This window comes from Microbacterium sp. NPDC087589 (genome assembly GCF_044743635.1).
Taxonomy (GTDB): Bacteria; Actinomycetota; Actinomycetes; order Actinomycetales; family Microbacteriaceae; genus Microbacterium.
In genome coordinates this window covers 16,645-41,704 of the sequence record NZ_JBIUWV010000005.1, presented here as the reverse complement: position 1 = coordinate 41,704, position 25,060 = coordinate 16,645, and the positions used below count along the sequence as shown (strand labels likewise).

Below are 25,060 nucleotides of genomic sequence, written 5' to 3'. Positions count from 1 at the left end.
GAATGGGCGAGCTTCCTGAGTTGTGACCAAAGCAGACAGGAGCGGAGCCCGGACGGGAGCGGAGCCCAGCCGGGAGCGGCGCAGAGGCGGGGGTGTGCTCAGCCGGCGGCGGGCGGGGTCTGCTTCGACTCGGCGAGCTCGTCAACGACCAGGCTGCGCTGGTCGGTCGTGCCGTTGCGATAGGCCTGCCGACCGACGATGTGGGCCGACAGCGGGGCCGTGGCGAACTGCATCAGGACGATCGGGGCGACGAGTGCGAGCCCGATCAGGATTCCGCCGACCGTTCGCTGCGACAGGGCGATCGCGAGGCAGATGAGGATGAGGCCGAGCACCTGGGGCTTCGTCGCGGCGTGCAATCGCGACGGTACGTCGCGAAAGCGCAGCAGTCCGACGGCGGCCGACAGGCAGAGTATCGCGCCGGCCAGGATCAGCACGAGGATGGCGACGTCGATGATGGCGTCGGGAATGGCGAGACCGAACACGTTCATGGGGTCGTGTTGTCCCTTCTGGCCACGAAACGGGCGACTGAGATCGAGCCGAAGACGCCCACGGCGGCGATGATCAGCAGCACCGGGATGTTGCGGGTGTGGCCGTTGATCGCCATCTCGGCGCCGAGCACGCACATGACCTCGGTGAGCAGCACGTCGGAGGCGACGGCTCGGTCGAGGATCGAGGGTCCGCGCACGATGCGGATGATCGTCAGGATGCCCGCCACTCCGAAGACGACCATGATCGCCAGCATCAGCACGTTCATCGGGCACCTCCCCCGGTCAGCCGGCCGGCGCGCGCCGCCCGCGCATCGGTCTTGAGGGCACGGTACTGCTCCGGGGCACCGAGCGCACGCACGACCCGTCGCTCCCACCGCAGCACGCTCTCGCGTTGCCTCTCGACGTCGGCCATGCTGCGCACCCCGATCACATGCAGATACAGCACCTGGCGGTCGCGGTCGGCTTCGACCACGAGCGACCCGGGAACCAGTGAGGAGATGACCGCCACGTGCGTCATCATCAGATCGTCGGCGTAGCGCAGCGGAACCGCGATGATCGCGGCGCCTGGCTGATGCCGGAAGTCGAAGACCTGCACGGTCACGGCGACCGCGCCTCGGAGCACCGCGAACAGGAACTGCACGACCAGGAGTGCGGCGTACCAGACGTTGAGGCGGCCGGAGAGCTCGACCGTCGGCAGTCGGAAGACGCGCGTGACGAACACCGCGACGACGAGACCCGAGAGGAAGGCCAGCACCGTGAACTGGCTCCACAGCAGCATCCAGAGCACGACGAGCCACGCCAGGAACGGCAGCTGCACCCGGATGTCCCGCCAGAAGTGGCGGCCGGTCTCGGTGGGGCTCATCCCTCCACCTCGTCTTCCAGCTGGATCAGCTTCACGGGATCGAGCAGCGCTCCGCCAATGCGGTCGCACAGGGCGTAGAGCGGACCGGCGAACACGGTGAGCGCAAGGGTGACCCCCACCATGCCTGCGGTGGCGACCGTCATGATGCGAGGGATGCGGCGACGCTCCTGCTGCTCGTCGGCGGCTGGGGCGTTGCCGAGATACGAGATGCGCCCCTCGGTCTCGGTCGAGTCGTCCTCCTCGCGCCAGAACGCAAGGTTCCACGCGCGCATCAGGGCGTAGAGAGTGAGCAGCGAGGTGACGATGCCGCCGAAGATCAGCACGATCATCAGAGGGGTTCCGACGGATGCCGCAGCTTCGAACAGCGCGAACTTGCCGATGAATCCGGAGAACGGCGGGAGCCCGCCCAGGTTGATCGCAGGGATGAAGTAGAGCACGGCGATCACCGGCGCGACCTTGAGCAAGCCCTTCACCCGGAGGATCGAGGTGCTTCCCGCCCGGCGCTCGATGAGACCGACGGCGAGGAACAGGGTCGTCTGCACGACGATGTGGTGGACGATGTAATACACCGTCGCCCCGATCGCCGCCGGGGTCGCTATCGCGAGGCCGAAGATCATGTAGCCGACGTGGCTCACGAGCGTGAACGACAGGATTCGTTTGAGCTCGGCCTGCGCCACCGCACCGAGCACGCCGACGATCATGGTCGCGAGAGCGATGATCAGCAGCACGGTGTCGATGCTGTTGTCGGCGAAGAGCTGCGTCTCGGTGCGGATCAGCGCGTAGACGCCGACCTTCGTCAGCAGGCCTGCGAACACGGCGGTGACGGGCGCGGGAGCTGTCGGGTACGAGTCGGGCAACCAGAACGACACAGGGAAGATCGCGGCCTTGATGCCGAACGCGATCACGAGCATGAGGTGCAGCACGAGCTGCGTCTCCTGCGGGAGCTCGGTCATGCGCTCGGCGATCTGCGCCATGTTCACGGTACCGAGCGCGCCGTAGATCATCGCGATCGAGGCGAGGAACAGAATCGACGACACCAGGGAGACGACGATGTAGACGGCACCGGTGCGGATGCGCGACTCGGTGCTGCCCAGGGTTATCAGCACGTACGACGCCACGAGCAGGATCTCGAATCCGACGTACAGATTGAACAGGTCGCCCGCGATGAAGGCGTTGAAGATTCCCGCGGCGAGGATCAGGTACGACGGGTTGAAGATCGAGATCGGCGTCTCATCGGTGCCGTCGGCCGCACCCTGGCCGATCGAGAAGAGCAGAACCGCGAGCAGCACGATGCTCGAGATGAGCACGAGGAGAGCTGCGAGCCTGTCGACGTAGAGCACGATGCCGAACGGCACGGGCCATCCGCCGACCGAGACCGCCAGCGGCTCGCCGGCGTCGACGACGACCAGCAGCACGGCGGCGATCACCGATACGGTCGCGAGCGTCACGACCGTGACGAAGGCCTGCAGGCGCGGGTTGCGACCGAAGATCAGCGTCACCGCTGCACCGAGCAGCGGAAGGGCGACGAGCAGGGGGACGAGGGCGCTCATCGGCGGTCCTCCTCTGCGTCGTCGTCTTCGGACGGGGCCGATTCAGCGGTGAGGAGGGATGCCGCAGCATCCGCGTCGTCCTCGTCATCCGCGCGGGCGGGAGCACGCGCAGCCGTGGGCCTGTCGGTCGGGGCGTCATCGTGGATGGAGGGGTGATCGCGCATGTGCAGCACCGTGATCGGCGACGTCTCGATGCCGACGAAGTCGGTGGTCGCCTCGTCGTCGGCGGCGTCGGCCTCGTCGTCCATGAGGTCCTCGTCGGCGTCGGTGCGCTCGCGCAGAGCGATGTCGGCTTCGTCGTCCTCGACGGTGTCGGCCTGGCCCAGCTGCCACGAGCGGTAGATGAGCGCGAGGAGGAAGGCGGAGACGGCGAAGGTGATGACGATGGCGGTCAGGGTGAGCGCCTGCGGCAGCGGATCGCTGACCTCTCCCTCGACGCCGTAGAAGGGTGCGCTCCCCGGCACGCCCATCACGATGAGGAGCAGCAGGTTCGTGGCGTTGCCGAGCAGCAGGAAGCCGATCAGCACGCGGGTGAGACTGCGCTCGAGCATCGCATAGACGCCGCACGCGAAAAGCACGGCCATGATCACGATCAGGGTCAACGAGACATCCATCAGGCACTCACCGCCCGCTCGCGGAACTCCTGCGCCTGCCGGTCGACCTCGGCACCGAGGCTGCGCAGCACGTCGAGCACGAGACCGATCACGACGAGGTACACGCCGATGTCGAAGATGGTCGAGGTGACGAACTCCATGTGGCCGATGCCGGGGATCTCCCACTCCCAGAACGTGCTGGTGAGCGGTGCCATGCCGAAGAACAGCGGCACGACCGCGGTGCCGACCGCGAGGATCAGACCGGTGCCCAGCAGTCGGCCGGCGTCCGTGGGCGCTGCCGCGCCGAGCTCCCAGCGTCCGCCGGCGACGTAGCGCATGACGAGCGCCATACCGGCGACGAGTCCGCCCGCGAAGCCGCCGCCCGGAAGGTTGTGGCCGGAGAAGAGCAGGAAGATCGACACGACGATGATCGTGTGGAAGAGGATGCGGACGATCACTTCGAGCAGGATCGACCGGTTCTCCGGGTTCATCCTCGGACCGCCGACGAGCCAGGCGCGGGGGCTGCTCTCGTTCTCGTCGGTCTGGAAGCGCACCCCCTCGGTGGTCTCGACCAGGGGGCGGCTGAGAGTCCGGCGGCGGCGGGCCTTGGGAAGCGTCTTGGTCGCCGACAGCATGTCGGCTCGGTGCGTGACGAAGACGAGCGATGCGACTCCGGTGGCTGCCAGCACGAGCACCGAGAGCTCGCCCATCGTGTCCCAGCCGCGCAGGTCCACCAGCGCGACATTCACGACGTTCTTCCCGTGGCCGATCTCGTACGCGAGTTCGGGGAACACCGCGGAGATCGGATCCGCGACCCGCGACTGGGTGGCGACGATCGCGATGAGGGCCATGGTCAGCCCCACACCGACGCCGAGCAGTGCTCGTGGAATGCGACCGACGGATGCGTTGTGCTCACCCATGCGAGCCGGAAGACGTCGAAGCACCAGTGCGAACGTCACCATCGTCACGGTCTCGATGAGGATCTGCGTGAGTGCGAGGTCGGGCGCTCCGCTGGTCGCGAAGAGCGCCACCATGCCGAGGCCCGTGATGGAGACGAGCACCACGCCGGTGTACCTCTTCTGCGCCCGCACGGCCATGACGCCGGCGGCGGCCATCATGGGTGCGACCACGAGCTGTGTGGGAGTGTGCCAGGCCGAGAGCTGGAAGCGGTCGATGTCGCTGGCGACGAGAGCCGTGATCTCGGCGGCGACGAAGACCACGAAGATCGTGCCGACATAGACCGGGAGAGAACCACGCTGGGTGAGTGTCGTGCTGAGCACCGAGAGCCGGTCGACCCCGCGCATGATCAGGTAGTAGACGTCTGCCGCGGTGAAGCGGATCAACCGCGCCTTGCGGTCCCACCCCGTGCGCAGCGTGAGAAGGAAGACCGCGGCACCGAGCAGGATCGACAGGATCGAGATGCCGAGGGCCGGCTCGAGACCATGCCACAGGGCGAGGTGCCCTGGCCCCTCCGCGGGGATCCCCTCTGCGTCGAGACCTGGCGTGGCGGTGAGTGCGTATCCCTGCAGGGCGACGTCGAGAGCCGGGGCTCCGATACCGGCCGCGAGGGTGAGGCCGGCGAGGATGATCGGAGCCGAGAGGAATCCGACCGGCGGGTCGGGCCACGCGGTGTCGGGCAGGCGATCTCCGGCCGCGTCGCGCTTGGTCCAGAAGGCGCCCCAGAGGAAGCGGATGCCATATGCCGCCGTGAGAATGGATCCGAGGCTGACACCGATGATGGCGACGAGTCCCCACGGTGATCCGTGCAGCGCGTCATCGAGGAGGGCCGTGAGAGTGGACTCCTTCGCGACGAATCCGAGGGTCGGCGCGATGCCCGCCATCGATGCGATGGAGATGAATGCCGCAGTCGCCATGACCGGCGCCTGCCGCCCCACACCGCTCAGCTCGTCGATGTCTCGGGTCGACAGCTGTCTGTCGATCACGCCGACGATGAGGAAGAGCGCCGATTTGAACAGCGCGTGCGCGATGACGAGTGCGAGACCGGCCAGAGCGCTCGCCTGCGTGCCGTAGCCGATCACTATCGAGAAGAACCCGAGTTGGCTGACAGTGCCGAAGGCGAGGATGCGCTTGAGGTCGGTCTCTCGCAGCGCCTGGATGCCGCCGAGCAGCATCGTCACGATTCCCAGCGAGATGATGATCGGCCGCCACGGTCCGGTGAACGCGAAGATCGGAGCGAAACGCGCGATCAGGTAGATGCCCGCCTTCACCATCGCCGCGGCGTGCAGGTAGGCGCTCACGGGAGTGGGCGCCGCCATCGCACCGGGGAGCCAGAAGTGGAACGGGAAGATCGCGGACTTGCTGATGGCGCCGACGAGCAGCATCACCACGGCGGCATCGACGATCGCCCCTGTGGGCGCGATCTCGAGGATCTCGCGAATGCTCGACGTGCCGGCATCGACGACCAGCAGCACGACTCCGACGAACATCACGAGTCCGCCGAGCGTGGTGACCAGGAGCGCCTGGAGGGCAGCTCGTCGGCTGGCCGCTCGGCGTCGGTAGTGACCGATCAGGAGGTACGAGAGGATGCTCGTCACCTCCCAGAACATGACGAGCATGACCAGGTCGTCGGTCAGGACGAGACCGTACATCGCACCTGCGAAGCCGAGCAGGACTCCGGCGAACTGGCCGATGCCTGCGGAGTCGTCGTGGAAGTACCAGCGGCAGTACAGCAGCACGAGCGCGCCGACACCGGTGACGATCAGCGTGAGAACCCAGCCGAGAACGTCCATGTTCATGGACAGGTTCAGTCCGAGCTGTGGAATCCACGGGACCGAGACGAAGGGCGTCGGTCCGTCGAGCACCTGGGGGGTGAGCACGAGGGCGTGGACGAATGCCGCGGCGGGAATGAGAGCCGCGATGGCGAATGCCTGAGACCCCAGCCAGCGGACCAGGACGGGCATCAGGATCGACCCGAGGAGGAACACGGCGAGGAGCGTCAGCATATACGCGGCTCCTCAAAGCTCGTCGGCCGGGTGCGGCGCAGGCGGGCGGGCGGGTGTCGATTTCGAGTTTACCTTGATATTTCGCTCTTCAGGGTCGATCATGTCGGCGCTGAATCGACCGAATGGCCGGTTTTTCCCGAGATTCCGGGCACTTTGCACGATGGGGATCGGAGAATCAGATCATTCGGATGCGTCGATCGTGGCATCGCTCGTGGTGCATCCTGGTCCACAGGGGCCGAAGCCGCGACGACCGTCGCGATGGCGATCCGCCCCGTCGGACGGAAGGAAGCCACCCATGCGCATCGCCCTGCATTCCGAGATCCGCGACGGCGCGATCGAGGACTACCGCACGAACCACGCCCGCATCCCCGATGCTCTCGCCGCGACCTTCTCGCGCATCGGCATCCATGACTGGACGATCTGGCGATCCGGTCATCGTCTCTTCCACCTGGTCGAGTGCGACGACTGGGATGCCGCTGTCGCCGCCCTCCAGGACGACCCGGCCGATCACGCGTGGCAGGCCGACATCGGCCGCTTCGTCGAGCTCTTCCGCGATGCCGAGGGCTACGAGGCGACCGCTCCTCTCGAACAGGTCTGGGATCTCCGGTCGCAGACCGCGTGATCGACGTGAAGTCGAGGGCCCTCTCGGGGGTCGTGACAGAGTAGCCCCGTGACGCGGTCGTGGGTGCGGGAGCTGGCTGGCTGGCTGAGCGCTGCCGCTGTGGCGCTCGTCGCCGGGGGCGCGGTGGCGTCGTCAGCCCGAGCAGATCTGCTCTTCCGCGACGGCGACTCGATGGTCGTCGCGATGCTCGCCCGCTCGCTGCTCGCTGGAGAGCCGCTCGACTGGGCGATGTCGAGCGTGCTGTTCCTGCCCGAGTCCGCAGCCTTCACCGCCCTCGACGCAGCCTTGCCCGTCGATGCGAACGGCCTCTTCGCGATCAGCGCGGTGGTCAATCTGCTCGCCCTCTACGGCGCGATCCGGCTGGCTGCCGGCCGCGCCCGCGCGGGTGCGGCCCCTGTAGCCTGGTCCGTGCTCGCACTCTCGGTGTTCGGCGTGCTCGCCATGACCGACGTCTCCGCGTCGCGAGAGGCACTCGATCTCGCGTCGCTGCAGCTGACGACCACGTACTACTCCGCCACCGTCGTCGGCACGGTCTTCACCATCGGCATCGTGCGGCGCATGGTCGACAGCCACGAGCTCAGAGCGTGGCCCGCGATCGCCCTCGGAGTCGTCGCGCTCGTGTCCACCCTCTCGAACCCCCTCTACGCGGCGTGGGCGACGGTGCCGCTCGTGATCGTCCTGGCTGTCGCCGCGACGTCCTCGGAGCTGCGCTCCCGGACGTCGGTCATCATCGTCGTGCTGCTCGCCGGCACCGCACTCGGACTCCTGTCGCGTATTCCGCTCGCGGCATGGATCACGAAGACCGGTGTCGACTACGTGCAGCCCGGGCAGTGGCACGAGTCGATCGACTACTACGCGCGGCTCGTCGGCGAACGCATGCAGAGCCCTTTCTGGGTCATCGGGCTGCTGATCACTGCCGCGCTCCTCGTCGTCGCCGTCGTGCGAACCGTGCGGCCGCGCCGGCCCGGCTCACGACTGGTCGCCGCATCGGCCTGGGTCGCACCGGTCGTGGTCGTGATCGGGGCCATCGCACTGGGAACCCACGCGGCACGGTATCTGCAGCCGGTCGCCTTCGCTCCTGTGCTCGCGCTCGTCGCCGCTCCGCACGTCCCGCGGGTCAACCACAATGCGCGGAGGGCCGTGGCGGCGGTGGCCGGGGTCGTGCTGCTCATCATCGGTGGCCTCAGCATCCCTCGACTCACGGATGCCGCCGCCCGGCCCGACACCGATCTGGCCTGCGTCACCGCCTGGGTCGACGCTTCCGGCCGCACCGGTGCCGGCCAGTTCTGGACCGTGCGCCTTCCCAAGCTGCATCTGGCCGAATCCTCACGACTCGTGCAGGTCGATCATCGGCTCAACGCGTACGCCTGGCTGGTGAATCGCGCGGACTTCGCGGTCGGCGAGGTGTCGTTCCTCGTCGAGGATTCGCAGACGGTGCCGTGGGACCTGCCGGAGGCGGCTCTCCCCGAGACGATCATCGACTGCGGTCGGTACTCGATCCTGGACTTCGGCGCGGAGACACTGCCGTTGGGCCCGCAGCGCTCCTGATGCCCCGGTCCGCTCAGCGGGCGGGCGGCGCGGTGGTCGTGCCCTCACGGAATCGGCAGGTGAGGTGCAGGGTGAGGCCCGGCTCCCCCTGCAGCATGCGTGCGACCTGCTCTCCTGCAGCGCGCCCCTTCTCGACCGCCGGCTGCACACTGGTCGTGAGCACGAGGTCGCCGAGCCCATCGGCGGCGATGCCGTCGAATCCGGCGACGGACAGGTCCTCGGGCACGCGCAGCCCGAGCTCCTCCGCCGCACGGATGACGCCCACCGCGATCAGGTCGCTCTGGGCGAGGATCGCCGTCGGCCTCGTCGCGGCATCCGCCAGCAGCCGTCGCCCCGCGAAGAGGCCCTCATCGATGAAGCTGCCTCCCGCCGAGATCGCCGGAGCATCGGGGAAGATCTCGCGCATGCCGGCGAGGCGATCGATCGTCACATCCACCGTCGCCGCGTCGATGCGCTCCTGGGTGACCGGGCCCAGCTCGCGCCTTGTGTCGAGCGGCAGGGTGACCAGCGCCACATCGCGGTGTCCGAGATCGCGCAGGTGACGAGCGACGTCTGCGGCAGCGGCTGCGTTGTCGAGCATGATCTTCGGGATGCCCTCTCCGGCGTCGCCCTCGATCACGACGACCGGCAGTCCCCGACTGCGGACGATGTCGAGAGATGCCTTGGCACGCCCCGAGCATCCGATCAGCACGACCGCGTCGACAGGAGCGTTCGACAGTGACGATCCGTCATCGCCCGGCTCGTCGCGCATCAGCAGGATCCCCGCGCTCAGGTCGGCCATCCCGTCGGTGAGGCCGTCCATCATGGCGGTGGTCACCGGGTCGAGGAAGGCCGCGCGCAGATGCCCCTCGAGCACCACGGCGACGATGCCGCTGCGACCGCGGCGCAGGGAGGCCGCGCGGGGGTCGGGTCCGGCGTAGCCGAGTTCGGCTGCGGCCGCGAGCACGCGCTCGCGCGTGGCGGGGGCGACATTGGCCTTGCCGCTGAAGACGACGGATGCGGTCGAGGTCGCCACTCCCGCCTCGCGGGCGACATCGGCGATCGTCGCTCGGCGCGGGGTGTCGTGGCTCGTCATACTCCGAGGATAGCTCCCCGGGTTCTCGATCATCGAATCGATTCGATATGCTGTGCGACATGGACACGGCTCTCTCCCGATCGCAGTATGTGCGCTGGCGCACCGCGATCTTCGCGATCTTCCTCGCCAGCGGTCTGTCGATCGCGACCTGGGCGTCGCGTGTCCCCGACATCAAGCTCGCGCTCGAAGTCGACAAGGCGCAGGTCGGCATGCTGCTGCTCGGTGCGGGAATCGCCTCGATCATCGGAATCTCGACCAGCCCGGCGATCATGGCACGCACCGGCGCACGCCTCGGCATGATGGTGTCGATCTTCACCTTCGCCTCCGGCGTCGCCCTGATCGGTATCGGCGCCAACGTACTGGGTTCGTACTCGATCGTGCTGATCGGTCTCGTGCTGTTCGGCCTCGGCAACGGCTGCGTCGACGTCATGATGAACGTCGAGGCCACCGCGATCGAGCAGCACTCCGGCAAGACGATCCTTCCCCTCTTCCACGCCTTCTTCAGTTTCGGCACCGTGATCGGCGCCGGCCTCGGCGCCCTGGCCGCCCAGCTGCAGATCAATGTCTTCGCGCACACACTCGTCGTCGCGGTGCTGATCGCCTCGATCGGCGTCGTGAGCATCGCGAGTGTCCCCCGTCGTGCCGAAGCGCTCGATCCGGCGACCGACGACGGCGAGAAGGTGCACTGGCGCGAACGGATGCATGTCGCGATGTCCGCCTGGCGCGAACCCCGCACCTACGCGATCGGCGTCGTGATGCTCGGCATGTCGTTCGCAGAGGGCGGCGCCAACGACTGGCTGGCCCTCGGCGTCGCTGAGGACCACGGCGGCGGAACCGCGCTCGGTGCGGCCGCCCTCGCCACGTTCTCGGTCGCGATGACCGTCGTCCGCATCTTCGGCGGACCACTCGTCGACCGCTTCGGACGCGTGGCGGTGCTCCGCATCCTCGCCGTGGCCGCAGCCTCCGGCATCCTGCTCTTCATCCTCGCGCCCAGCCTCCCGCTGGTGTTCGTGGGTGCGGCGCTGTGGGGCGTCGGCGCATCGCTCGGCTTCCCGCTCGGAATGTCGGCCGCGGCCGACGACCCCGCCAAGGCGGCTGCGCGCGTGAGCGCCGCGGCGACGATCGGCTACATCTCGTTCCTCGGCGGCCCGCCCGTGCTCGGCTTCATCAGCGAGCACATCGGCCTGCTGAACACGCTCTACATCCTGGTCGTCCTGGTCGTGCTGTCCGGCCTGTTCTCGGGTGCCGCCCGGCCGTTGCGCAAGGACGAGATGTCCGACGCACCCGTCACCGCAGAAGGAGTGCGCCCGACGAAGTAGGCTCGACGGGTGCGTCTCGTCATCGCCCGCTGCTCCGTGGATTACACGGGCCGGCTCAATGCTCACCTCCCGCTTGCCACGCGTCTGCTCGTGCACAAGGGAGACGGGAGTCTGCTCGTGCACTCCGACGGCGGCAGCTACAAGCCGCTGAACTGGATGAGCCCGCCCTGCTCCCTCGCCTCCGAGGAGCCGGGTGAAGAGGAGTCGATCGCCGGCGTCACCGAGGTCTGGCGCGTCACGCACAAGAAGACCGGTGACGCGCTGCGCGTGCAGATCTACGAGATCCTGCACGACACCAATCACGACTTGGGCGTCGACCCCGGTCTGCAGAAGGACGGCGTAGAAGCCGACCTGCAGCGTCTGCTCGCCGAGCAGGTCGAGCGCATCTCGGACGGCGCGACCCTGGTGCGCCGCGAGTACCCGACGGCCATCGGGCCCGTCGATCTCCTCGTGCGGGATGCCGACGGCGCGGCCATCGCGGTCGAGATCAAGCGTCGCGGCGACATCGACGGGGTCGAGCAGCTCACCCGCTACCTCGAGCTGCTGGGCCGCGATCCGCACCTCGCCCCCGTGCAGGGCGTCTTCGCCGCCCAGGAGATCAAGCCGCAGGCGCGTGTGCTGGCCGAAGACCGCGGCATCCGCTGCCTCGTGCTCGACTACGACGACATGAAGGGCATCGAGTCCGGCATCCCCCGCCTCTTCTGAGGTGAGCTGCACAGATGTTCACCGCGGTCGGTCGACTCGTGCACTGCCCATAGGCTGGAAGGTATGGCTTCTTCTCCCTACTCGTGCGTGCTCTGGGACGTCGACGGCACCCTCGCCGACGCGTCGGTCGGCATCCTTCGCCGCCTGAACGTCGCCCTCACGCACTTCGGTCATCCCGCTCCGACGCGCGAGCAACTGGTGCACTGGATCGGGCCGCCGATGTTCGAGTCCTTCCAGGCGCAGGCGGGGATGACTCCCGAGCAGTCCGCCGACGCCGTGGCGTTCTACCGCACGCTCGGCAAGGCCGACGGATACACGACCGACGTCAGGACCTACCCGGGCGTCCCCGAGATCATCCGCGACCTGCACGCCGCCGGCATCCCGCAGGCGACCGCGAGCTCGAAGCCCGAGATCCAGGTCGATGCGATCATCGACTTCTTCGAACTCCGCCCGTACTTCCTCACGACCGTCGGCGCGACGCCTGACGAATCGACCCTCGCGTCGAAGACCGACATCGTGGCCGAGGCGCTGCGCCGTCTGGCCGACCGCGGCGCTGACGTCTCACGCCCCGTGCTCATCGGCGACCGACACCACGATGTCGAGGGCGGCAACGCGAACGGCGTCCCCGTGGTCTTCGTCGAGTGGGGCTTCAGCGACTCGCACGAAGGTGACGAGGCGGCGTTCCGCGCAGCATCCGCCGACGAGCTGCGCGCGCTTCTGCTGAACTGACCTTCGGGCCGGCCGCCGACCCGCCGCCTCGGGGAGGAGAACTCTCCTTGGGGAGGAGCCTCGGCGCGCAGTTCTCCTCCCGAGGCGCAGTTCTCCTCCCGAGGGGCAGACCGGGCCCGCCGCCGCAGGCGGAACAACCGTCGAAATCAGCCCGCAACGCACAGAACTCCCTGCCGGAAGGTCGCAACGGGTTGCGGCCCCCGGTCAGGGAGTTCTATGGACGTCCGCTCTCAGAGCGGACGGATGTTCTCAGCCTGCAGGCCCTTGGGGCCCTGCGCCACGTCGAACTCGACTCGCTGATTCTCTTCAAGAGAGCGGTAGCCGGATGACTCGATGGCGGAGTAGTGCGCGAAAACGTCAGCGCCGCCGTCGTCGGGGGAGATGAAGCCGAAGCCCTTCTCCGAGTTGAACCACTTAACCGTGCCCTGGGTGCTCATGTACTGCCTGTTCTGCTGGAAAGAAGCCGACGCAGGATGCCCCGACGTGCTCCACGCTAGTGGAGCACGCGCTGAGCGGAAGTCTCGGGGTCAGCCCGTAACCCAAATGTTGCACGAGCGGTCACATGACGGGCGCGGATGAACGCAATCGACGTGCCCAGAAAATGGTGTGGCCCTCACCGCGGGGGGAGCGATGAGGGCCGAAGACGACCGGAGGGTGCGTCAGATTCCAGCCTAACCCCTCCGAAGGGCTTTTGTCCCCCATTTGGGGGACAAAACGAAAACTTGTCAGAAGGAGACAAACGATAGCGGCCCTCTCGAGCAATCCGTTGGGGACAGAACTACTCGAGAGGGCCCAATCGCATGCACGAATCGCCTTTGCCTCTGGGGAAGGCAGTCCGTCTCTGGGGAAGACGAAGACGATCAATCCCCTGTGCATGCACTTTCACACTAGGGGAGGCTGCAGGATCCCGCTACGGGGGTTGACGCCGTGCGACGTCGACGGAGACCGACGCCGCACCGCCTCGCGAGTAGCCTGGTGCGGTGACCATGCTGAACAAGGACATGACCCTGTGCATCTCGCTGTCTGCACGCCCGAGCAACAACGGCACACGATTCCACAACTTCCTCTACGAGGAGCTGGGTCTCAACTGGATCTACAAGGCGTTCGCTCCGACCGACCTCGGCCAGGCGATCGCCGGCGTGCGAGGCCTCGGCATCCGCGGCTGCGCGATCTCGATGCCCTTCAAGGAGGACGTCATCGCGCTCGTCGACCGCATGGACCCCTCAGCGACAGCCATCGACTCGGTGAACACGATCGTGAACGACGACGGGGTGCTCACGGCCTACAACACCGACTACAGCGCGATCGCCCAGCTGATCGAGCGCAACGCCCTCGACCCCGAGGCGTCCGTGCTGCTGCGCGGCTCGGGAGGGATGGCCAAGGCCACGGCCGCCGCCTTCCGTGACGCCGGTTTCTCGCGGGTCACGATCGCGGCGCGCAACGAAGAGCGCGGTCGAGGGCTGGCCGATCTCTACGGCTTCACCTGGACGGCGGATGCGGATGCCGTGACGGCCGACATCATCGTGAACATCACGCCGATCGGCATGGCGAATGGGGCGGACGAGCATGCACTGTCGTTCACTGAGGAGCAGATCGCGGCGGCATCCGTCGTGTTCGACGTCGTCGCCCTGCCTGCCGAGACGCCGCTGATCGCAGCGGGGCGCGCAGTCAACAAGACGGTCATCACCGGTGCGGAGGTCGCGACCCTGCAGGCGCTCGAGCAGTTCGTGCTCTACACCGGAATCCGCCCGACCCCCCGCCAGGTAGCGGCGGCCGAGGAGTTCATGCGGGCGCAGTGACCACCCCGCCCGTATGACACGGTGGAGGCGGTCACGCAGCCAGAGCGCGGGCCCGCTCACTCCCCCGTGCGCGAGACCGTCACCTGGATGCTCTTCATGAGCGGCTGGTCGCTCTGCGCGCTGAAGTCCTTGCGCCCGATCAGCACGTTCATCTCAGGCATGTAGCCGGCGGCGCTGCCACGAGGCAGGTCATAGGGCACGGCGCGGAATGCCCTCAGCATCCGCGTCGATCCGTCTTTCGAGGTCGACACGATGTCGACGAGGTCACCCTCGACGAGACCTCGGTCGCGCATGTCGTCCTCGTGCAGGAACACGAGCTCGCGCAGGTTCTTCACGCCGCGATAGCGGTCGTTGTTCGAGTAGATCGTCGTGTTCCACTGGTCGTGCGAGCGCATGGTCTGCAGCACCAAGGTGTCGCCGGACTCGGGGATGACGTTCGGCAGCGGCGCGTGCGAGAACTCGGCACGCCCTGACGGGGTCTCGAACACGCGATCCCTGGCCGGCTGGGGGATGCGGAAGCCGTGCCTGTCGCGGATCAGGTCGTTGAACCCCTCGAACCCTGGAAGCACCTTCGCCATCACCTCGCGGATGTTGTCGTAGTCGCCGACGTACCAGTCCCAGGGCGTGGCCGTGTGGGGCAGCGTCGCCTTCGCGATCCCGGCGATGATCGCCGGCTCCGACCGCAGGTACGCGGATGCCGGTTGCTTGCGCCCCATCGAGAGGTGCACCATGCTCATCGCGTCTTCGACCGTGATGCCCTGTGGGCCCTGAGCCTGCTGGTCGCGTTCGGTGCGGCCGAGGCAGGGCAGGATCAGCGCCTTCGCGCCGTGCACGAGGTGACTGCGGTTGAGCTTGGTGCTCACCTGCACCGTCAGGCGGCACTTCTCGAGCCCCTGCGCCGTGAACGGGGTGTCGGGAGCCGCGAGCACGAAGTTGCCGCCCATGCCGACGAACACCTTCACGCGGCCGTCATGCATGGCCTCGATCGTGCGCACGGTGTCGAGTCCAGGATGCCGTGGAGGGTCGATGCGGCATGCGGCGGCGAGACGGTCGAGCCAGGCGTCGGTGGGATGATGGTCGATTCCGCAGGTGCGGTTGCCCTGCACGTTGCTGTGCCCGCGGATGGGTGAGGGACCTGCGCCCGTGCGCCCGATGTTGCCTCTGAGCAGCAGCACGTTGACGATCTCGCGCACGGTGTCCACGCCGTGCTCGTGCTGGCTCACGCCGAGGCACCAGCTGATGATCGTGCGCTCGGCCGCCAGGTACACGGCAGCGGCCGAGCGGATCTGCGCCTCTGTCAGCCCCGACTGCGTGACCAGGTCGGCCCAGGTGGTGGCCTCGACGAGCGCTCGGTACTCCTCTACCCCGCTCGTCAGAGCGCCGAGGAACCCGGAATCGAGAACGGAGGGGTCATCGCCAGCAGCCTCGAAGACGACCTTCGACATGCCTCTGATCAGAGCCAGGTCACCGCCTGGGCGCACCTGCAGATTCATGGTGCTCGTGCCCGTGGCCGTGAAGCGCGCCATGTCGACGAAGTCGTGCGGCACGATCGTTCGGGTGGCACCGGCTTCGACGAGCGGGTTGACGTGCACGACCTGGGCACCGCGCTTCACGGCATCCGACAGCGCCGTGAGCATGCGAGGAGCGTTGGACGCCGCGTTCACGCCCAGCACGAAGAGTGCGTCGCAGTCGTCCCAGTCGTGCAGGTCGACCGTGCCCTTGCCTGTGGCGATCGAGGCTTTGAGGGCGCGGCCAGACGCCTCATGACACATGTTCGAGCAGTCGGGCAGGTTGTTGGTGCCGTACTCGCGCACCATCAGCTGGTAGAGGAAGGTCGCCTCATTGCTCAGCCGACCCGACGTGTAGAACGATGCCTCGTCGGGGCTGTCGAGCGCCTGAAGCTCGTCGCCGACCAGCGCGAACGCGTCGTCCCACGTGATCGGCACGTAGTGGTCGGTGTCCGCGTCGTAGACCATCGGCTCGGTCAGGCGCCCCTGATCCTCGAGGTCGAAGTCGGGCCAGGTCGCGAGCTCGGTGACCGTGTGCTCCGCGAAGAAGCGCCGGTCGACCCGCTTGCGCGTCATCTCCCAGGTGACGTGCTTGATGCCGTTCTCACAGATGTCGAGCTTGAGGTTGCCGAGGTCGTCGGGCCACGCGCACCCGGGGCAGTCGTAACCCGAGACGGGATGGTTCATCTGCAGCATCGAGAGCGGACCGGCGATCGGTACGCGCTGCTCCACCACCACCCGCCCCACTGACAGCGCCGCACCCCACCCAGCCGCGGGGTGACCGTAGGGCTTGCGCGACCACGGCCGATCGGTGCGAGGGCCGTAACCACCCTGGCGCGGCTCGACCGGCATCAGCCCGAAGGCGGTTCCGGCCGTTCCGGCGGCCCCTGCGGTTCCCTGGCTATCGAGCATGGTGTGCCCCTTCTTCAGACTGCGCAGACGACCCGAGCGACTCGGCTCCGATGCGCACCCGATGCGCGTGCGTGTAGATGTTCATCGACCGCCCGCGAACGAATCCGACGAGCGTCACCCCCGACTCCTCGGCGAGGTCCGCCGCGAGAGAAGAGGGCGCCGAGACGGCGCTGAGCAGAGGGATGCCGGCCATCGCGGCCTTCTGCACCAGCTCGAAGCTGGCTCGACCAGAGACCTGCAGGATCTGCCGGTGCAGGGGCATCCGGTCGTTCAGCAGCGCCCAGCCCACCACCTTGTCGACGGCGTTGTGCCGCCCGACGTCTTCGCGCAGCACGAGCAGGTCTCCGGTATCGGCATCGAAGAGAGCAGCCGCGTGCAAGCCGCCCGTCTTGTCGAACGCCGCCTGTTCTGCGCGCAGACGATCGGGGAAGGCGGCGATCTGCTCGGCATCCACCTGGACGTCGTCGTCGGAGAGCGGATGCCGCGACACCGTGCGCACCGCGTCGATGCTGGCCTTGCCGCAGACGCCGCACGAACTGGTCGTGTAGAAGCGCCGGGCAGCATCGGGGTCGGGAAGTGCGACGCCGTGGGCGAGGCTGATGTCGAGCACGTTGTAGGTGTTCTCCTGGCCGCCCGTTCCCGGCCCACCGCAGTGGATCGCCGAGTGGAATTCGGCCGCCTCGGCGATGATCCCCTCGGACACGAGGAACCCTGCGGCCAGCTCGACGTCGTGGCCCGGCGTGCGCATCGTCACAGCGAGCGGCGAGCCCGCGACGCGTATCTCCAGCGGCTCCTCGACGGCGAGCGTGTCGGCGCGACGGCTCGCACCCTCGCCGAGGGTGAGCTTCAGAATCGGTCTCCGCGTCGTGATCCGCCCCACACCAGCGAGCGTACTCCGCGGTTTCGATCGGATCAGCCGTGATCAGGCAGAGAGAGCTCCGGCAAGCAGCCAGAGCCGCTCAACGCCGAGCAACGGCGGCGTCCACCACTCGACCGTCTACGAGATGCAGCACCCCGTGCATGCGCGGGAGGTGCACGAGGTCATGCGTGACGAGCAGCGTCGAGGTGTTCAATTCGTCGGTGAGCCGCAGGATGAGGTCGATGATCGCAGCCCCGCGTTCCTGATCGAGCGCGCTGGTGGGCTCGTCGACCAGAAGCACGCTCGGATCGTTCATCAGGGCTCGAGCGATGTTGACTCGCTGACGCTGTCCGCCGGAGAGCTGGTGCGGCCTCTTGTGACCGTGCTCCGCGAGGCCGACTGCCGAGAGCAGCTCATCCGCACGGGCTGCCGCCTTGGCACGATGGCGTCGGCTGTGCGGGGCACCGAGCTCGTTCATGACGCTCAGCTGCTCACGGGCAGTCAAGGACGGGATGAGGTTGGGCTGCTGGAAGACGATCCCGATCCGGTCCCGCCGCAGACGCGTCGCTTCGGCCGGGCTTAGTGCCGTGACGTCGCTCCCGTCGATGAGGATCGCACCGGAGTCCGGCCGCAGCAGGGTGCCGGCGACGGCGAGCAGGCTCGACTTGCCGGAGCCGCTGGGGCCCGTGATGCCGGTGACGGTTCCCGGGTGCGCGGTGAGGGACACGCCATCCACGGCGGTCACGCGGGAGTCGCCGTCGGGGAAGGTCAGAGTGATGTCGTGCAGGCGGATCATCGGTTGCTCCCGAGTGCGGTGAGGGGGTCGGCGGAGGTGACGGATCGCAGGGCGAAGGCGGCGCCCGCGAGGCCGAGGGCGATCATGATGCCTCCAGGAAGGATCGTCGTGACAGGGCTCAGCAGGAACGGAAGGGCGGTGCCGGCGAGCAGGCCGAGCACGGTGACCAGCCCCAGCCCTGTGCCGATGCCCACCAGCAGGACGATCAGCGCCTGACCCAAGGCATCGCGGATCAGGGATCGCGTGCTCGCGCCGAGCGCCTTGAGGACGGCGACATCACCCTTGCGCTGCATGGTCCACACAGTGAAGAAGGCCCCGATGACGAGTCCCGAGATGCCGAACAGCATGGCCACCATGAGCAGGAGCGATCCGATCTCGGAGCGGAAGGCGCTCAGCGCCGTCAGCGATCCGAGGGTCGTCTCCGAGATCGTGTCGTTCGCGGCATCCGCGGCATCCCAGTCAGGGGCGCCCGTGACCGCGAGGACCGTGGCGTAGGCATCGGGGTTTCCCGTGGATGCCGAGTACGCCTGCCAGTCGTGCAGGGTCATCTGCACGACCGGCGTGTGGCTGTACCAGGCATCTCCCTCGACGGTCTCGACGCCGTAGGAGACGCCGGCGATCTCGATCTGGTCTCCGACCTTCACGCCGAGCTCATCCGCAGCGGGCACCGATAGACGCAGCTGCCCATCCCCGGAGGGGGCGTCGTCGTCGAAGCCGGGCTCGACACCGAACACCGCGATCGCGACACGGGTGTCGTCGGTCTCGGCGCGGGTCTGGCTGATGCCCAGGGGGCGCGCGTCGGTCACGTCGGCCGTCGCCGCCCACTCCATCGCCTGCTTCTCGGTGATCGCGGAGTCCGCGAAGCTGGCCGCCCCGTCTTCACCAGACGGGGAGGAGAACACGATGCGGTCTGCGGGAAGTGCGAGCACTCCCGAGACGTTCTGGATGGCGAGGCCCCCCGTCAACCCGCTGAGGAACCCCACGAGAAGGGTGATGAGAGCGACGACGGAGCCGATGAGGACGAAGCGTCCCTGGGCGAAGCGAAGATCGCGTAGCGCGACGAACATGACGGTTGCCTTTCCTGTCTCCGATGCGGCGACCATTCCACTCTCGCCGTCGGCGTCGTCAAGGTCATCGGCCGCTCGGAGAGCATTCCCCGCCCAGGATGAGTACTCCTCGATCGTCCTTTCGGACGATGCCTGGCTCGGAGCGGCGGCGTAGAGTTCGATCCATGGCGCATACCGCTCTGACCCCGGTGTTCGTGGGTCTGCGGACGGGTCTTCACGTTCTCTTCTTCGCCCTGACGGGGGTCGTCATCGCCCGCGCCGCGCTCGACCCGTCGGAGTCGAGCGTCTCCGCCATCGTGCTGGCGCTAGTCGTCGGCGCGACGTATGCAGCGGGTGTGCTGCTCGCTCGTCTCTCGCACCGACGACGGGTGATGTCGCTGATCTGGCTGGCCCTGCTCTCAGCGGAGTGGCTGGGTCTGCTCGGGGTCAGCGCCGATGCCGCCTACCTCGTCTTCCCGCTGTTCTTCCTGTTCCTCCACCTTCTCGGGCGCTGGGCGGGATCCGCCGCGATACTCGTGTCGACGATCGTCGCGGTCTGCGCGCTCGGCATCCACGGCGGGTGGAGCGTCGGCGGGGTCGTCGGACCGTTCGTCGGCGCCGCCGTCGCACTCCTGATCGGCCTCGGCTACCAGGCCCTCGCGAGAGAGGCCGAGCAACGCGAAGCGCTGGTCGGTGAGCTGCTCGCGACCCGTGGTCAGCTGGCCGCGCAGGAGCACGAATCGGGTGTTCTCGCGGAGCGCGCTCGCCTTGCCCGCGAGATCCACGACACGCTCGCGCAGGGGCTCTCCAGCATCCAGATGCTGCTGCATGCCGCAGAGCGCGCCGATGCCGATCGCCCCGGAATCGAGCACATCCGACTCGCGCGAGAGACAGCTGCCGCGAACCTCGTCGAGGCGCGGCGGTTCATCCGGGAGCTCACCCCACCCCAGCTCGACGATCAGACGCTCGGCGGGGCGCTGCGGCGGCTGGCCCGCACGCAGTGGGCGACCCAGGGACTCGACGTGCAGGTGCGGGTGTCCGACACGATCGTCCTGCCCATGCACCTGCAGACAGCGCTGCTGCGCATCACACAGGGCGCCATTGCCAACGTCCTCCAGCACGCTCACGCGAAGACCGCAACGGTCACCATCAGCGTCGAGAACGACCACCTGCGCTTCACCGTCGAGGACGACGGAACCGGATTCGAGGCGGAGATTCCTGCATCGGGGACCGCCGAGAGGTCGGATTCCTTCGGTCTGCGCGCCACCGCCGAGCGGGTGCAGCAGCTGGGCGGGCGGCTCGAGATCGATGCGGCACCCGGACAGGGAACAACGCTCACCGTCGATCTCCCGCTGACGGAGTTCGCATGATCCGCCTCGTGATCGCCGACGATCACCCCATCGTCCGCGCCGGTCTCACTGCCCTGTTCAGCCTCGAACCGGATCTGGAGGTGGTCGCCGAAGCAGCCACACCCGAAGAGGCCGTCGCCTGCGCCGAGCGCGAGAATCCCGACGTGGTGCTGATGGATCTGCAGTTCGGTTCCCACTCCCAGAACACGGGCGTGGATGCGACTCGCCGTATCCGGGCGCTCGAGGCACCGCCCTATGTGCTCGTGCTCACCAACTACGACACGGATGCCGACATCCTCGGCGCCGTCGAGGCCGGCGCGAGCGGCTACCTGCTGAAGGACGCCCCGCCGCATGAGCTGACCGCCGCCGTGCGCGCGGCAGCCGCGGGAGAGAGCGCGCTCGCACCCGTGATCGCCTCCCGTCTGCTGGATCGCATGCGCGCGCCGCGCGTCAGCCTCAGCAGTCGCGAGATCGAGGTCCTCGAGCTCGTCGCCGCGGGGCGATCGAACAGCGAGGTGGCAGACGAGCTCTTCGTCAGCGAGACGACCGTGAAGTCGCATCTCGCGCACATCTTCTCGAAGCTCGACGTCAGTTCACGCACCGCCGCGGTCTCGGCGGCACGTCGGAAAGGGATTCTGCGCTGAGACGGATGAGTCTCAGACGGCAGGCGGCGCCGCGGTCGACGCGCGCACGATCAGCTGCGACCCGAGAGTCACGACCTCATCGATGGCTGTGCCGTTCATCGCCTGGAGCAGCAGATCCACGGCGAGCGCACCGCTGCGTTCGATCGGCATCCGCACCGTCGTGAGCGCGGGCGTGACCGCACCGGCCAAGTCGATGTCGTCGATGCCGACGATGCTGATGTCTGCGGGGCAGCGCTTGCCGAGCTCGAGCAGTCCGGCCTCGAGCCCGAGGGCGACGAGGTCGTTGTAGGCGATGACTGCCGTGGCGCCGCTTGCCGCGGCCGGAGCGGCGGCGGCGCGGCCGCCCTGGATGGAAGCGGCATGGTGGCTGAGTCCGGTGAGGCGGATGCCGTGGCGCTCGCACGCACGGGCCACGGTGTCGGCGCGACGCACGTCGGCCCATGACCCACGCGGACCCGCGGCGTACGCGATGTGCGTGTGCCCGAGCGCCGCGAGGTGCTCGATCGCCTGCGCGGGCCCGTGCTCGGTGTCCATCAGCACGCAGGGCGCGCCGTCGATCTGACGGTTGACCACGACATAGGGGGTGTCGCCGACCAGTTCGAGCACGTCGGCGTCGGGCAGACGCGGGCTGCACAGCAGCATCCCGTCGAGCTTGCGGGCCTGCTCGATCTGCTCGCGCTCTCGGCGCAGGTCTTCATCGGCGTCGAAGAGCACGATGCGATGGCGTCCGTGCCACGCCTGCCCCTGGATCGCCTTGAGCAGCGTCGCGTAGACAGGGTTCGAGACGTCGGGCACGACGACACCGAACGTGCGGGTCGCGGTGGCGGACTGCGAGGTGGCGTAGCCGAGTTCGCCCGCAGCTTCGAGCACGCGGCCGAGCGTGGTGGGCGCGAGACGATCCGGCTCTCCGAACGCTCGTGAGGCGGTCGCGATCGACACTCCTGCGCGCCGTGCCACGTCTGTCAGCGTCGCTGCCATCTCGACCTCCCACCCCTCGCAGTAATCCTACGATCCTCCACCTCGATGTAAAACAGGTTGACAAGTTTGTACAAACACTGCACACTTATTTGCATGACGATCAACGCCGATCACCCTCAGCGGTGCGCGGCCCCGAGCGAAGGAGCCACCGCGTGAGCACCCCAGCACCGGCCCTGCGCCGCACGACCGCTGCGACAGCCACCCCCCTGGTCGCCCCCACCGAGGCCGGCATCCTGCACCTCGGAATCGGCAGCTTCCACCGCGCGCACCAGGCCGTGTACACCGCGGCCGCCCTCCAGTCCTCCGGCGGCGACTGGGGCATCGTCGGCGTCGCATCCCGTTCGCGGTCCATCGTCGACGCGATGCACGCGCAGGACATGCTCTACTCGGTCGCGACCATCTCGCCCGGCAGCACGTCACTCACGATCCCCGGCGTGCACACCGACGCATTCGTCGGCGCCGAGCAGCCCGAACGCGTCATCGCGCAGATTGCCGACCCCGGCATCCGTATCGTGACCCTCACCGTCACCGAGAACGGCTACAGCTACTCCCCCGCCACCCAGCGCCTCGACCTCGATGACGACACGGTGCGCGCCGACCTGCGCGGCGGAGCCGCCCGCTCGACGATCGGCCAGCTCGCCCGCGGTCTGCAGGCCCGCGCTGCTGCCGGTGGCGCTCCGATCTCGATCCTCAGCTGCGACAACCTGTCGGCCAACGGCAAGCACACCGAGAAGCTGGTGCGCGAGTTCCTGCACGAGCTGCCCGGCTCCGAGGGAGTCGACGCGCTCGCCTTCCTCGACAGATCCGTGTCGTTCCCGTCGAGCATGGTCGACCGCATCGTGCCGTCGACCACCGCCGAGCTGCGCACCCGTGTCAGCAGCCTGCTCGGTGCGCGCGATGGCATCCCCGTGCCCGCCGAGCCGTTCACGATGTGGGCCATCGAAGACCGCTTCGCCGGCGGCCGCCCCGCGTGGGAGGCCGGTGGCGCCGTCTTCACCGACGAGGTCGCACGCTACGAGCAGATGAAGGTGCGGCTGCTCAACGGCACGCACTCGCTCATCGCCTACCTCGGGGCACTCAGCGGAGTCGGCACGATCCCCGAGGCGATCGGACTCGACCGCATCGAGCGTGCCGCTCGTGCCGTGCTGCGCGACGAGTACGAGCCCTCGATCGAGGTGCCGTCCGGCATCGACATCCGCGCCTACGAGACCGAGCTGTTCGAGCGCTGGGCCAACAGCGCGCTCGGCCACCGCACCAGCCAGGTCGGCACCGACGGCTCGGTCAAGCTGCGTCAGCGCATCCCCGAGCCGGCCCTGCTCGCCCTCGGGAACGGCGAGATGCCGCATCTGATCGCGCTGACGGTCGCCGGATACCTGTCGTGCATCGCACCGCTGCCCGGATTCGACCCCGGCCTGCACGCCGCCGCAATGACCGACGGCGCCCGCGAGCGCCTCGCCGGATACTCGGCCAGGGCCCGCAACGGTCACGAGCTCGCGCAGCGCGTGATCAGCGAGCTGCACCTGTTCGGTGATGGACTCGGATCTCAGGATGCGTTCATCGCCCGAGTCGGCGAACTGATCGACACCATCCAGCGACGCGGCGTCGATGCCGCGATAGCGGATGCCGTCTCGGCATCCCAGACCCCCACGTCATCACTCACCAGCACTTCATCACTCACCGGCACAGAGGAGATGCAGCCATGAAGGCTCTCGCCATCCACGGCAAAGAAGACATCCGCTGGGAGGACCGCGAGGTTCCGAACCCGGGCGACGGCGAGGTGCGCCTCCGCGTGAACTACGTCGGCATCTGCGGATCCGACCTGCACTACTACTTCCACGGCGCCAACGGCGAGTACACGATCCAGGAGCCGCTGACCCCCGGTCATGAGCTCTCGGGTGTCGTCGACCTCGACCCCTCGGGTCGCCTCGCCCCCGGAACCCCCGTCACGGTGCACCCCGCGCGCTACGGCCCGGAGGTGCCCGGTCTCGAGGACCGCCCGCACCTGCGCCCCGGCGGCGACTACTTCGGCAGCGCCGCGGCGAACCCGCACCGCCAGGGCGGAGCATCCGAGATGCTGATCGTTGAAGAGCAGATGATCCGCGTCCTCCCGACCTCTCTTCCGCTCGAGCGCGCAGCGCTGGCCGAGCCCCTCGCCGTCGCGATCCACGCCGTGAACCTCGCCGGCGACATCGCCGGCAAGCGGGCGCTCGTGATCGGAGCCGGCCCGATCGGCCTCCTCGTCGTGGCTGCTGCGGTCAAGGCCGGAGTATCCGTCGTCGGCGCCAGCGACGTGCGCGAAGAGCCCCTCGACCGGGCCAAGTCCCTCGGCGCGACCGAGGTCTCTCTCGTCGGCCGCGACTCGATCGAGAACGAGTCGTACGACGTCGTGTTCGAGTGCTCCGGTGTCGGAGTCGCGCTCTCGTCTGCAGTCCGCGCCGCTCGCCGCGCCGGCTCGATCGTGCAGGTCGGCATGCTCCCCAACGCCGACATCGGCGTGAACCTCGCCCCGATGCTCGCGAAGGAGCTCACGATCCGCGGCGCCTTCCGCTTCTCCACCGAGATCGACGACGCGGTCGCCCTGCTGACCGAGTCCGACGCCCTCGACTCCGTCATCTCTCACGTCCTCCCGGCATCCGACGCCGTCCAGGCCTTCGAGCTCGCTCGCGACTCGTCGGCCTCGGCGAAGGTCCTGCTCTCCCTCTAGTCGCCCCTCCG

Annotated in this window: 23 protein-coding genes; 10 read left to right on the top strand and 13 right to left on the bottom strand. The window is 68.1% G+C overall.

Annotation, left to right across the window (positions count from 1 at the left end):
• Window positions 1–98 precede the first annotated feature (98 nt).
• From mnhG to ACIOU8_RS11850, 6 genes are read right to left on the bottom strand one after another with little or no spacing between them, the layout of a single operon-like run.
• Window positions 99–488, bottom strand: a complete 390-nt coding sequence (gene mnhG / locus ACIOU8_RS11875) for a monovalent cation/H(+) antiporter subunit G (protein WP_400789572.1) — start codon at window positions 486–488, stop codon at window positions 99–101.
• Complete coding sequence (locus tag ACIOU8_RS11870) at window positions 485–754, bottom strand: monovalent cation/H+ antiporter complex subunit F (RefSeq protein WP_400789570.1); 270 nt, start codon at window positions 752–754, stop codon at window positions 485–487. Before ACIOU8_RS11870 ends, mnhG begins: the two co-directional genes overlap by 4 nt.
• Window positions 751–1,350, bottom strand: a complete 600-nt coding sequence (locus tag ACIOU8_RS11865; RefSeq protein WP_400789568.1) for a Na+/H+ antiporter subunit E — start codon at window positions 1,348–1,350, stop codon at window positions 751–753. The genes ACIOU8_RS11870 and ACIOU8_RS11865 overlap by 4 nt, the downstream gene beginning before the upstream one ends.
• Entirely contained in the window at window positions 1,347–2,900 is a 1,554-nt protein-coding gene (locus tag ACIOU8_RS11860) for a Na+/H+ antiporter subunit D (protein WP_400789566.1), read from the bottom strand. Before ACIOU8_RS11860 ends, ACIOU8_RS11865 begins: the two co-directional genes overlap by 4 nt.
• Window positions 2,897–3,514: a Na(+)/H(+) antiporter subunit C gene (locus tag ACIOU8_RS11855; RefSeq protein ID WP_400789563.1), complete on the bottom strand. Its 618-nt coding sequence runs from the start codon at window positions 3,512–3,514 to the stop codon at window positions 2,897–2,899. Before ACIOU8_RS11855 ends, ACIOU8_RS11860 begins: the two co-directional genes overlap by 4 nt.
• Window positions 3,514–6,456 (bottom strand): Na+/H+ antiporter subunit A, encoded by a 2,943-nt coding sequence (locus ACIOU8_RS11850; protein WP_400789561.1) that lies wholly within the window; start codon window positions 6,454–6,456, stop codon window positions 3,514–3,516. Before ACIOU8_RS11850 ends, ACIOU8_RS11855 begins: the two co-directional genes overlap by 1 nt.
• Window positions 6,457–6,751: 295 nt before the next feature.
• Here ACIOU8_RS11850 and ACIOU8_RS11845 point away from each other — a divergent pair, with 295 nt between their 5' ends.
• Window positions 6,752–7,078, top strand: coding sequence for an L-rhamnose mutarotase (locus ACIOU8_RS11845; protein ID WP_400789559.1), 327 nt, complete (start codon window positions 6,752–6,754; stop codon window positions 7,076–7,078).
• A 48-nt stretch (window positions 7,079–7,126) separates the two neighbouring features.
• Window positions 7,127–8,626: a hypothetical protein gene (locus ACIOU8_RS11840; RefSeq protein ID WP_400789556.1), complete on the top strand. Its 1,500-nt coding sequence runs from the start codon at window positions 7,127–7,129 to the stop codon at window positions 8,624–8,626.
• A gap of 13 nt (window positions 8,627–8,639) precedes the next feature.
• Here ACIOU8_RS11840 and ACIOU8_RS11835 read toward each other — a convergent pair whose 3' ends face one another.
• Window positions 8,640–9,701 (bottom strand): LacI family DNA-binding transcriptional regulator, encoded by a 1,062-nt coding sequence (locus tag ACIOU8_RS11835; RefSeq protein WP_400789553.1) that lies wholly within the window; start codon window positions 9,699–9,701, stop codon window positions 8,640–8,642.
• Between the two features lie 59 nt (window positions 9,702–9,760).
• Between ACIOU8_RS11835 and ACIOU8_RS11830 the strand changes: the two genes are divergently transcribed.
• The 3 genes from ACIOU8_RS11830 (at window position 9,761) to ACIOU8_RS11820 (ending at window position 12,454) form a co-directional block, all read left to right on the top strand.
• Window positions 9,761–11,020, top strand: coding sequence for an MFS transporter (locus tag ACIOU8_RS11830; RefSeq protein ID WP_400789551.1), 1,260 nt, complete (start codon window positions 9,761–9,763; stop codon window positions 11,018–11,020).
• Window positions 11,021–11,029: 9 nt separating this feature from the next.
• Window positions 11,030–11,725: an endonuclease NucS gene (gene nucS / locus ACIOU8_RS11825; RefSeq protein WP_290162616.1), complete on the top strand. Its 696-nt coding sequence runs from the start codon at window positions 11,030–11,032 to the stop codon at window positions 11,723–11,725.
• 63 nt (window positions 11,726–11,788) lie between these two features.
• Entirely contained in the window at window positions 11,789–12,454 is a 666-nt protein-coding gene (locus tag ACIOU8_RS11820; protein ID WP_400789548.1) for an HAD hydrolase-like protein, read from the top strand.
• Between the two features lie 230 nt (window positions 12,455–12,684).
• Here the strand turns inward: ACIOU8_RS11820 and ACIOU8_RS11815 are convergent, their stop codons facing one another.
• Window positions 12,685–12,891 (bottom strand): cold-shock protein, encoded by a 207-nt coding sequence (locus tag ACIOU8_RS11815; protein WP_042540947.1) that lies wholly within the window; start codon window positions 12,889–12,891, stop codon window positions 12,685–12,687.
• 543 nt (window positions 12,892–13,434) lie between these two features.
• On the opposite strand from ACIOU8_RS11815, the gene ACIOU8_RS11810 reads away from it, so the two are divergent.
• Window positions 13,435–14,253 (top strand): shikimate 5-dehydrogenase, encoded by an 819-nt coding sequence (locus tag ACIOU8_RS11810; protein WP_400789545.1) that lies wholly within the window; start codon window positions 13,435–13,437, stop codon window positions 14,251–14,253.
• Window positions 14,254–14,309: 56 nt separating this feature from the next.
• On the opposite strand, the gene ACIOU8_RS11805 is transcribed toward ACIOU8_RS11810, so the two are convergent.
• From ACIOU8_RS11805 to ACIOU8_RS11790, 4 genes are all read right to left on the bottom strand, one after another.
• Window positions 14,310–16,673 (bottom strand): FdhF/YdeP family oxidoreductase, encoded by a 2,364-nt coding sequence (locus tag ACIOU8_RS11805; RefSeq protein WP_400789542.1) that lies wholly within the window; start codon window positions 16,671–16,673, stop codon window positions 14,310–14,312.
• Window positions 16,663–17,553 carry a formate dehydrogenase accessory sulfurtransferase FdhD gene (fdhD, locus tag ACIOU8_RS11800; protein ID WP_400789539.1) on the bottom strand — a complete coding sequence of 297 codons (891 nt, stop codon included), beginning with the start codon at window positions 17,551–17,553 and terminating at the stop codon, window positions 16,663–16,665. Before fdhD ends, ACIOU8_RS11805 begins: the two co-directional genes overlap by 11 nt.
• Window positions 17,554–17,632: 79 nt before the next feature.
• Window positions 17,633–18,328: an ABC transporter ATP-binding protein gene (locus ACIOU8_RS11795; protein WP_400789537.1), complete on the bottom strand. Its 696-nt coding sequence runs from the start codon at window positions 18,326–18,328 to the stop codon at window positions 17,633–17,635.
• Window positions 18,325–19,395, bottom strand: coding sequence for an FtsX-like permease family protein (locus ACIOU8_RS11790; protein WP_400789535.1), 1,071 nt, complete (start codon window positions 19,393–19,395; stop codon window positions 18,325–18,327). The genes ACIOU8_RS11795 and ACIOU8_RS11790 overlap by 4 nt, the downstream gene beginning before the upstream one ends.
• Before the next feature lie 164 nt (window positions 19,396–19,559).
• Here ACIOU8_RS11790 and ACIOU8_RS11785 point away from each other — a divergent pair, with 164 nt between their 5' ends.
• On the top strand, window positions 19,560–20,744 hold the full coding sequence (locus ACIOU8_RS11785; RefSeq protein WP_400789533.1) for a sensor histidine kinase: 1,185 nt from the start codon (window positions 19,560–19,562) through the stop codon (window positions 20,742–20,744).
• Window positions 20,741–21,367 (top strand): response regulator, encoded by a 627-nt coding sequence (locus tag ACIOU8_RS11780; protein ID WP_400789531.1) that lies wholly within the window; start codon window positions 20,741–20,743, stop codon window positions 21,365–21,367. The genes ACIOU8_RS11785 and ACIOU8_RS11780 overlap by 4 nt, the downstream gene beginning before the upstream one ends.
• Window positions 21,368–21,379: 12 nt before the next feature.
• Here ACIOU8_RS11780 and ACIOU8_RS11775 read toward each other — a convergent pair whose 3' ends face one another.
• A complete protein-coding gene (locus tag ACIOU8_RS11775) occupies window positions 21,380–22,345 on the bottom strand; it encodes a LacI family DNA-binding transcriptional regulator (protein ID WP_400789529.1) in 966 nt (321 codons plus the stop codon).
• 152 nt (window positions 22,346–22,497) lie between these two features.
• Here ACIOU8_RS11775 and ACIOU8_RS11770 point away from each other — a divergent pair, with 152 nt between their 5' ends.
• Window positions 22,498–24,048 carry a mannitol dehydrogenase family protein gene (locus ACIOU8_RS11770; RefSeq protein WP_400789526.1) on the top strand — a complete coding sequence of 517 codons (1,551 nt, stop codon included), beginning with the start codon at window positions 22,498–22,500 and terminating at the stop codon, window positions 24,046–24,048.
• Window positions 24,045–25,049, top strand: coding sequence for an L-idonate 5-dehydrogenase (locus tag ACIOU8_RS11765; protein ID WP_400789524.1), 1,005 nt, complete (start codon window positions 24,045–24,047; stop codon window positions 25,047–25,049). The genes ACIOU8_RS11770 and ACIOU8_RS11765 overlap by 4 nt, the downstream gene beginning before the upstream one ends.
• The last annotated feature ends 11 nt before the right edge of the window (window positions 25,050–25,060 follow it).

Bases quoted from the DNA above. Each gene is read 5' to 3' on its own strand.
- mnhG (WP_400789572.1), bottom strand. From the start codon at position 488: ATGAACGTGTTCGGTCTCGCCATTCCCGACGCCATCATCGACGTCGCC.
- ACIOU8_RS11870 (WP_400789570.1), bottom strand. From the start codon at position 754: ATGAACGTGCTGATGCTGGCGATCATGGTCGTCTTCGGAGTGGCGGGC.
- ACIOU8_RS11865 (WP_400789568.1), bottom strand. From the start codon at position 1,350: ATGAGCCCCACCGAGACCGGCCGCCACTTCTGGCGGGACATCCGGGTG.
- ACIOU8_RS11860 (WP_400789566.1), bottom strand. From the start codon at position 2,900: ATGAGCGCCCTCGTCCCCCTGCTCGTCGCCCTTCCGCTGCTCGGTGCA.
- ACIOU8_RS11855 (WP_400789563.1), bottom strand. From the start codon at position 3,514: ATGGATGTCTCGTTGACCCTGATCGTGATCATGGCCGTGCTTTTCGCG.
- ACIOU8_RS11850 (WP_400789561.1), bottom strand. From the start codon at position 6,456: ATGCTGACGCTCCTCGCCGTGTTCCTCCTCGGGTCGATCCTGATGCCC.
- ACIOU8_RS11845 (WP_400789559.1), top strand. From the start codon at position 6,752: ATGCGCATCGCCCTGCATTCCGAGATCCGCGACGGCGCGATCGAGGAC.
- ACIOU8_RS11835 (WP_400789553.1), bottom strand. From the start codon at position 9,701: ATGACGAGCCACGACACCCCGCGCCGAGCGACGATCGCCGATGTCGCC.
- ACIOU8_RS11830 (WP_400789551.1), top strand. From the start codon at position 9,761: ATGGACACGGCTCTCTCCCGATCGCAGTATGTGCGCTGGCGCACCGCG.
- ACIOU8_RS11820 (WP_400789548.1), top strand. From the start codon at position 11,789: ATGGCTTCTTCTCCCTACTCGTGCGTGCTCTGGGACGTCGACGGCACC.
- ACIOU8_RS11815 (WP_042540947.1), bottom strand. From the start codon at position 12,891: ATGAGCACCCAGGGCACGGTTAAGTGGTTCAACTCGGAGAAGGGCTTC.
- ACIOU8_RS11805 (WP_400789542.1), bottom strand. From the start codon at position 16,673: ATGCTCGATAGCCAGGGAACCGCAGGGGCCGCCGGAACGGCCGGAACC.
- ACIOU8_RS11795 (WP_400789537.1), bottom strand. From the start codon at position 18,328: ATGATCCGCCTGCACGACATCACTCTGACCTTCCCCGACGGCGACTCC.
- ACIOU8_RS11790 (WP_400789535.1), bottom strand. From the start codon at position 19,395: ATGTTCGTCGCGCTACGCGATCTTCGCTTCGCCCAGGGACGCTTCGTC.
- ACIOU8_RS11785 (WP_400789533.1), top strand. From the start codon at position 19,560: ATGGCGCATACCGCTCTGACCCCGGTGTTCGTGGGTCTGCGGACGGGT.
- ACIOU8_RS11780 (WP_400789531.1), top strand. From the start codon at position 20,741: ATGATCCGCCTCGTGATCGCCGACGATCACCCCATCGTCCGCGCCGGT.
- ACIOU8_RS11775 (WP_400789529.1), bottom strand. From the start codon at position 22,345: ATGGCAGCGACGCTGACAGACGTGGCACGGCGCGCAGGAGTGTCGATC.
- ACIOU8_RS11765 (WP_400789524.1), top strand. From the start codon at position 24,045: ATGAAGGCTCTCGCCATCCACGGCAAAGAAGACATCCGCTGGGAGGAC.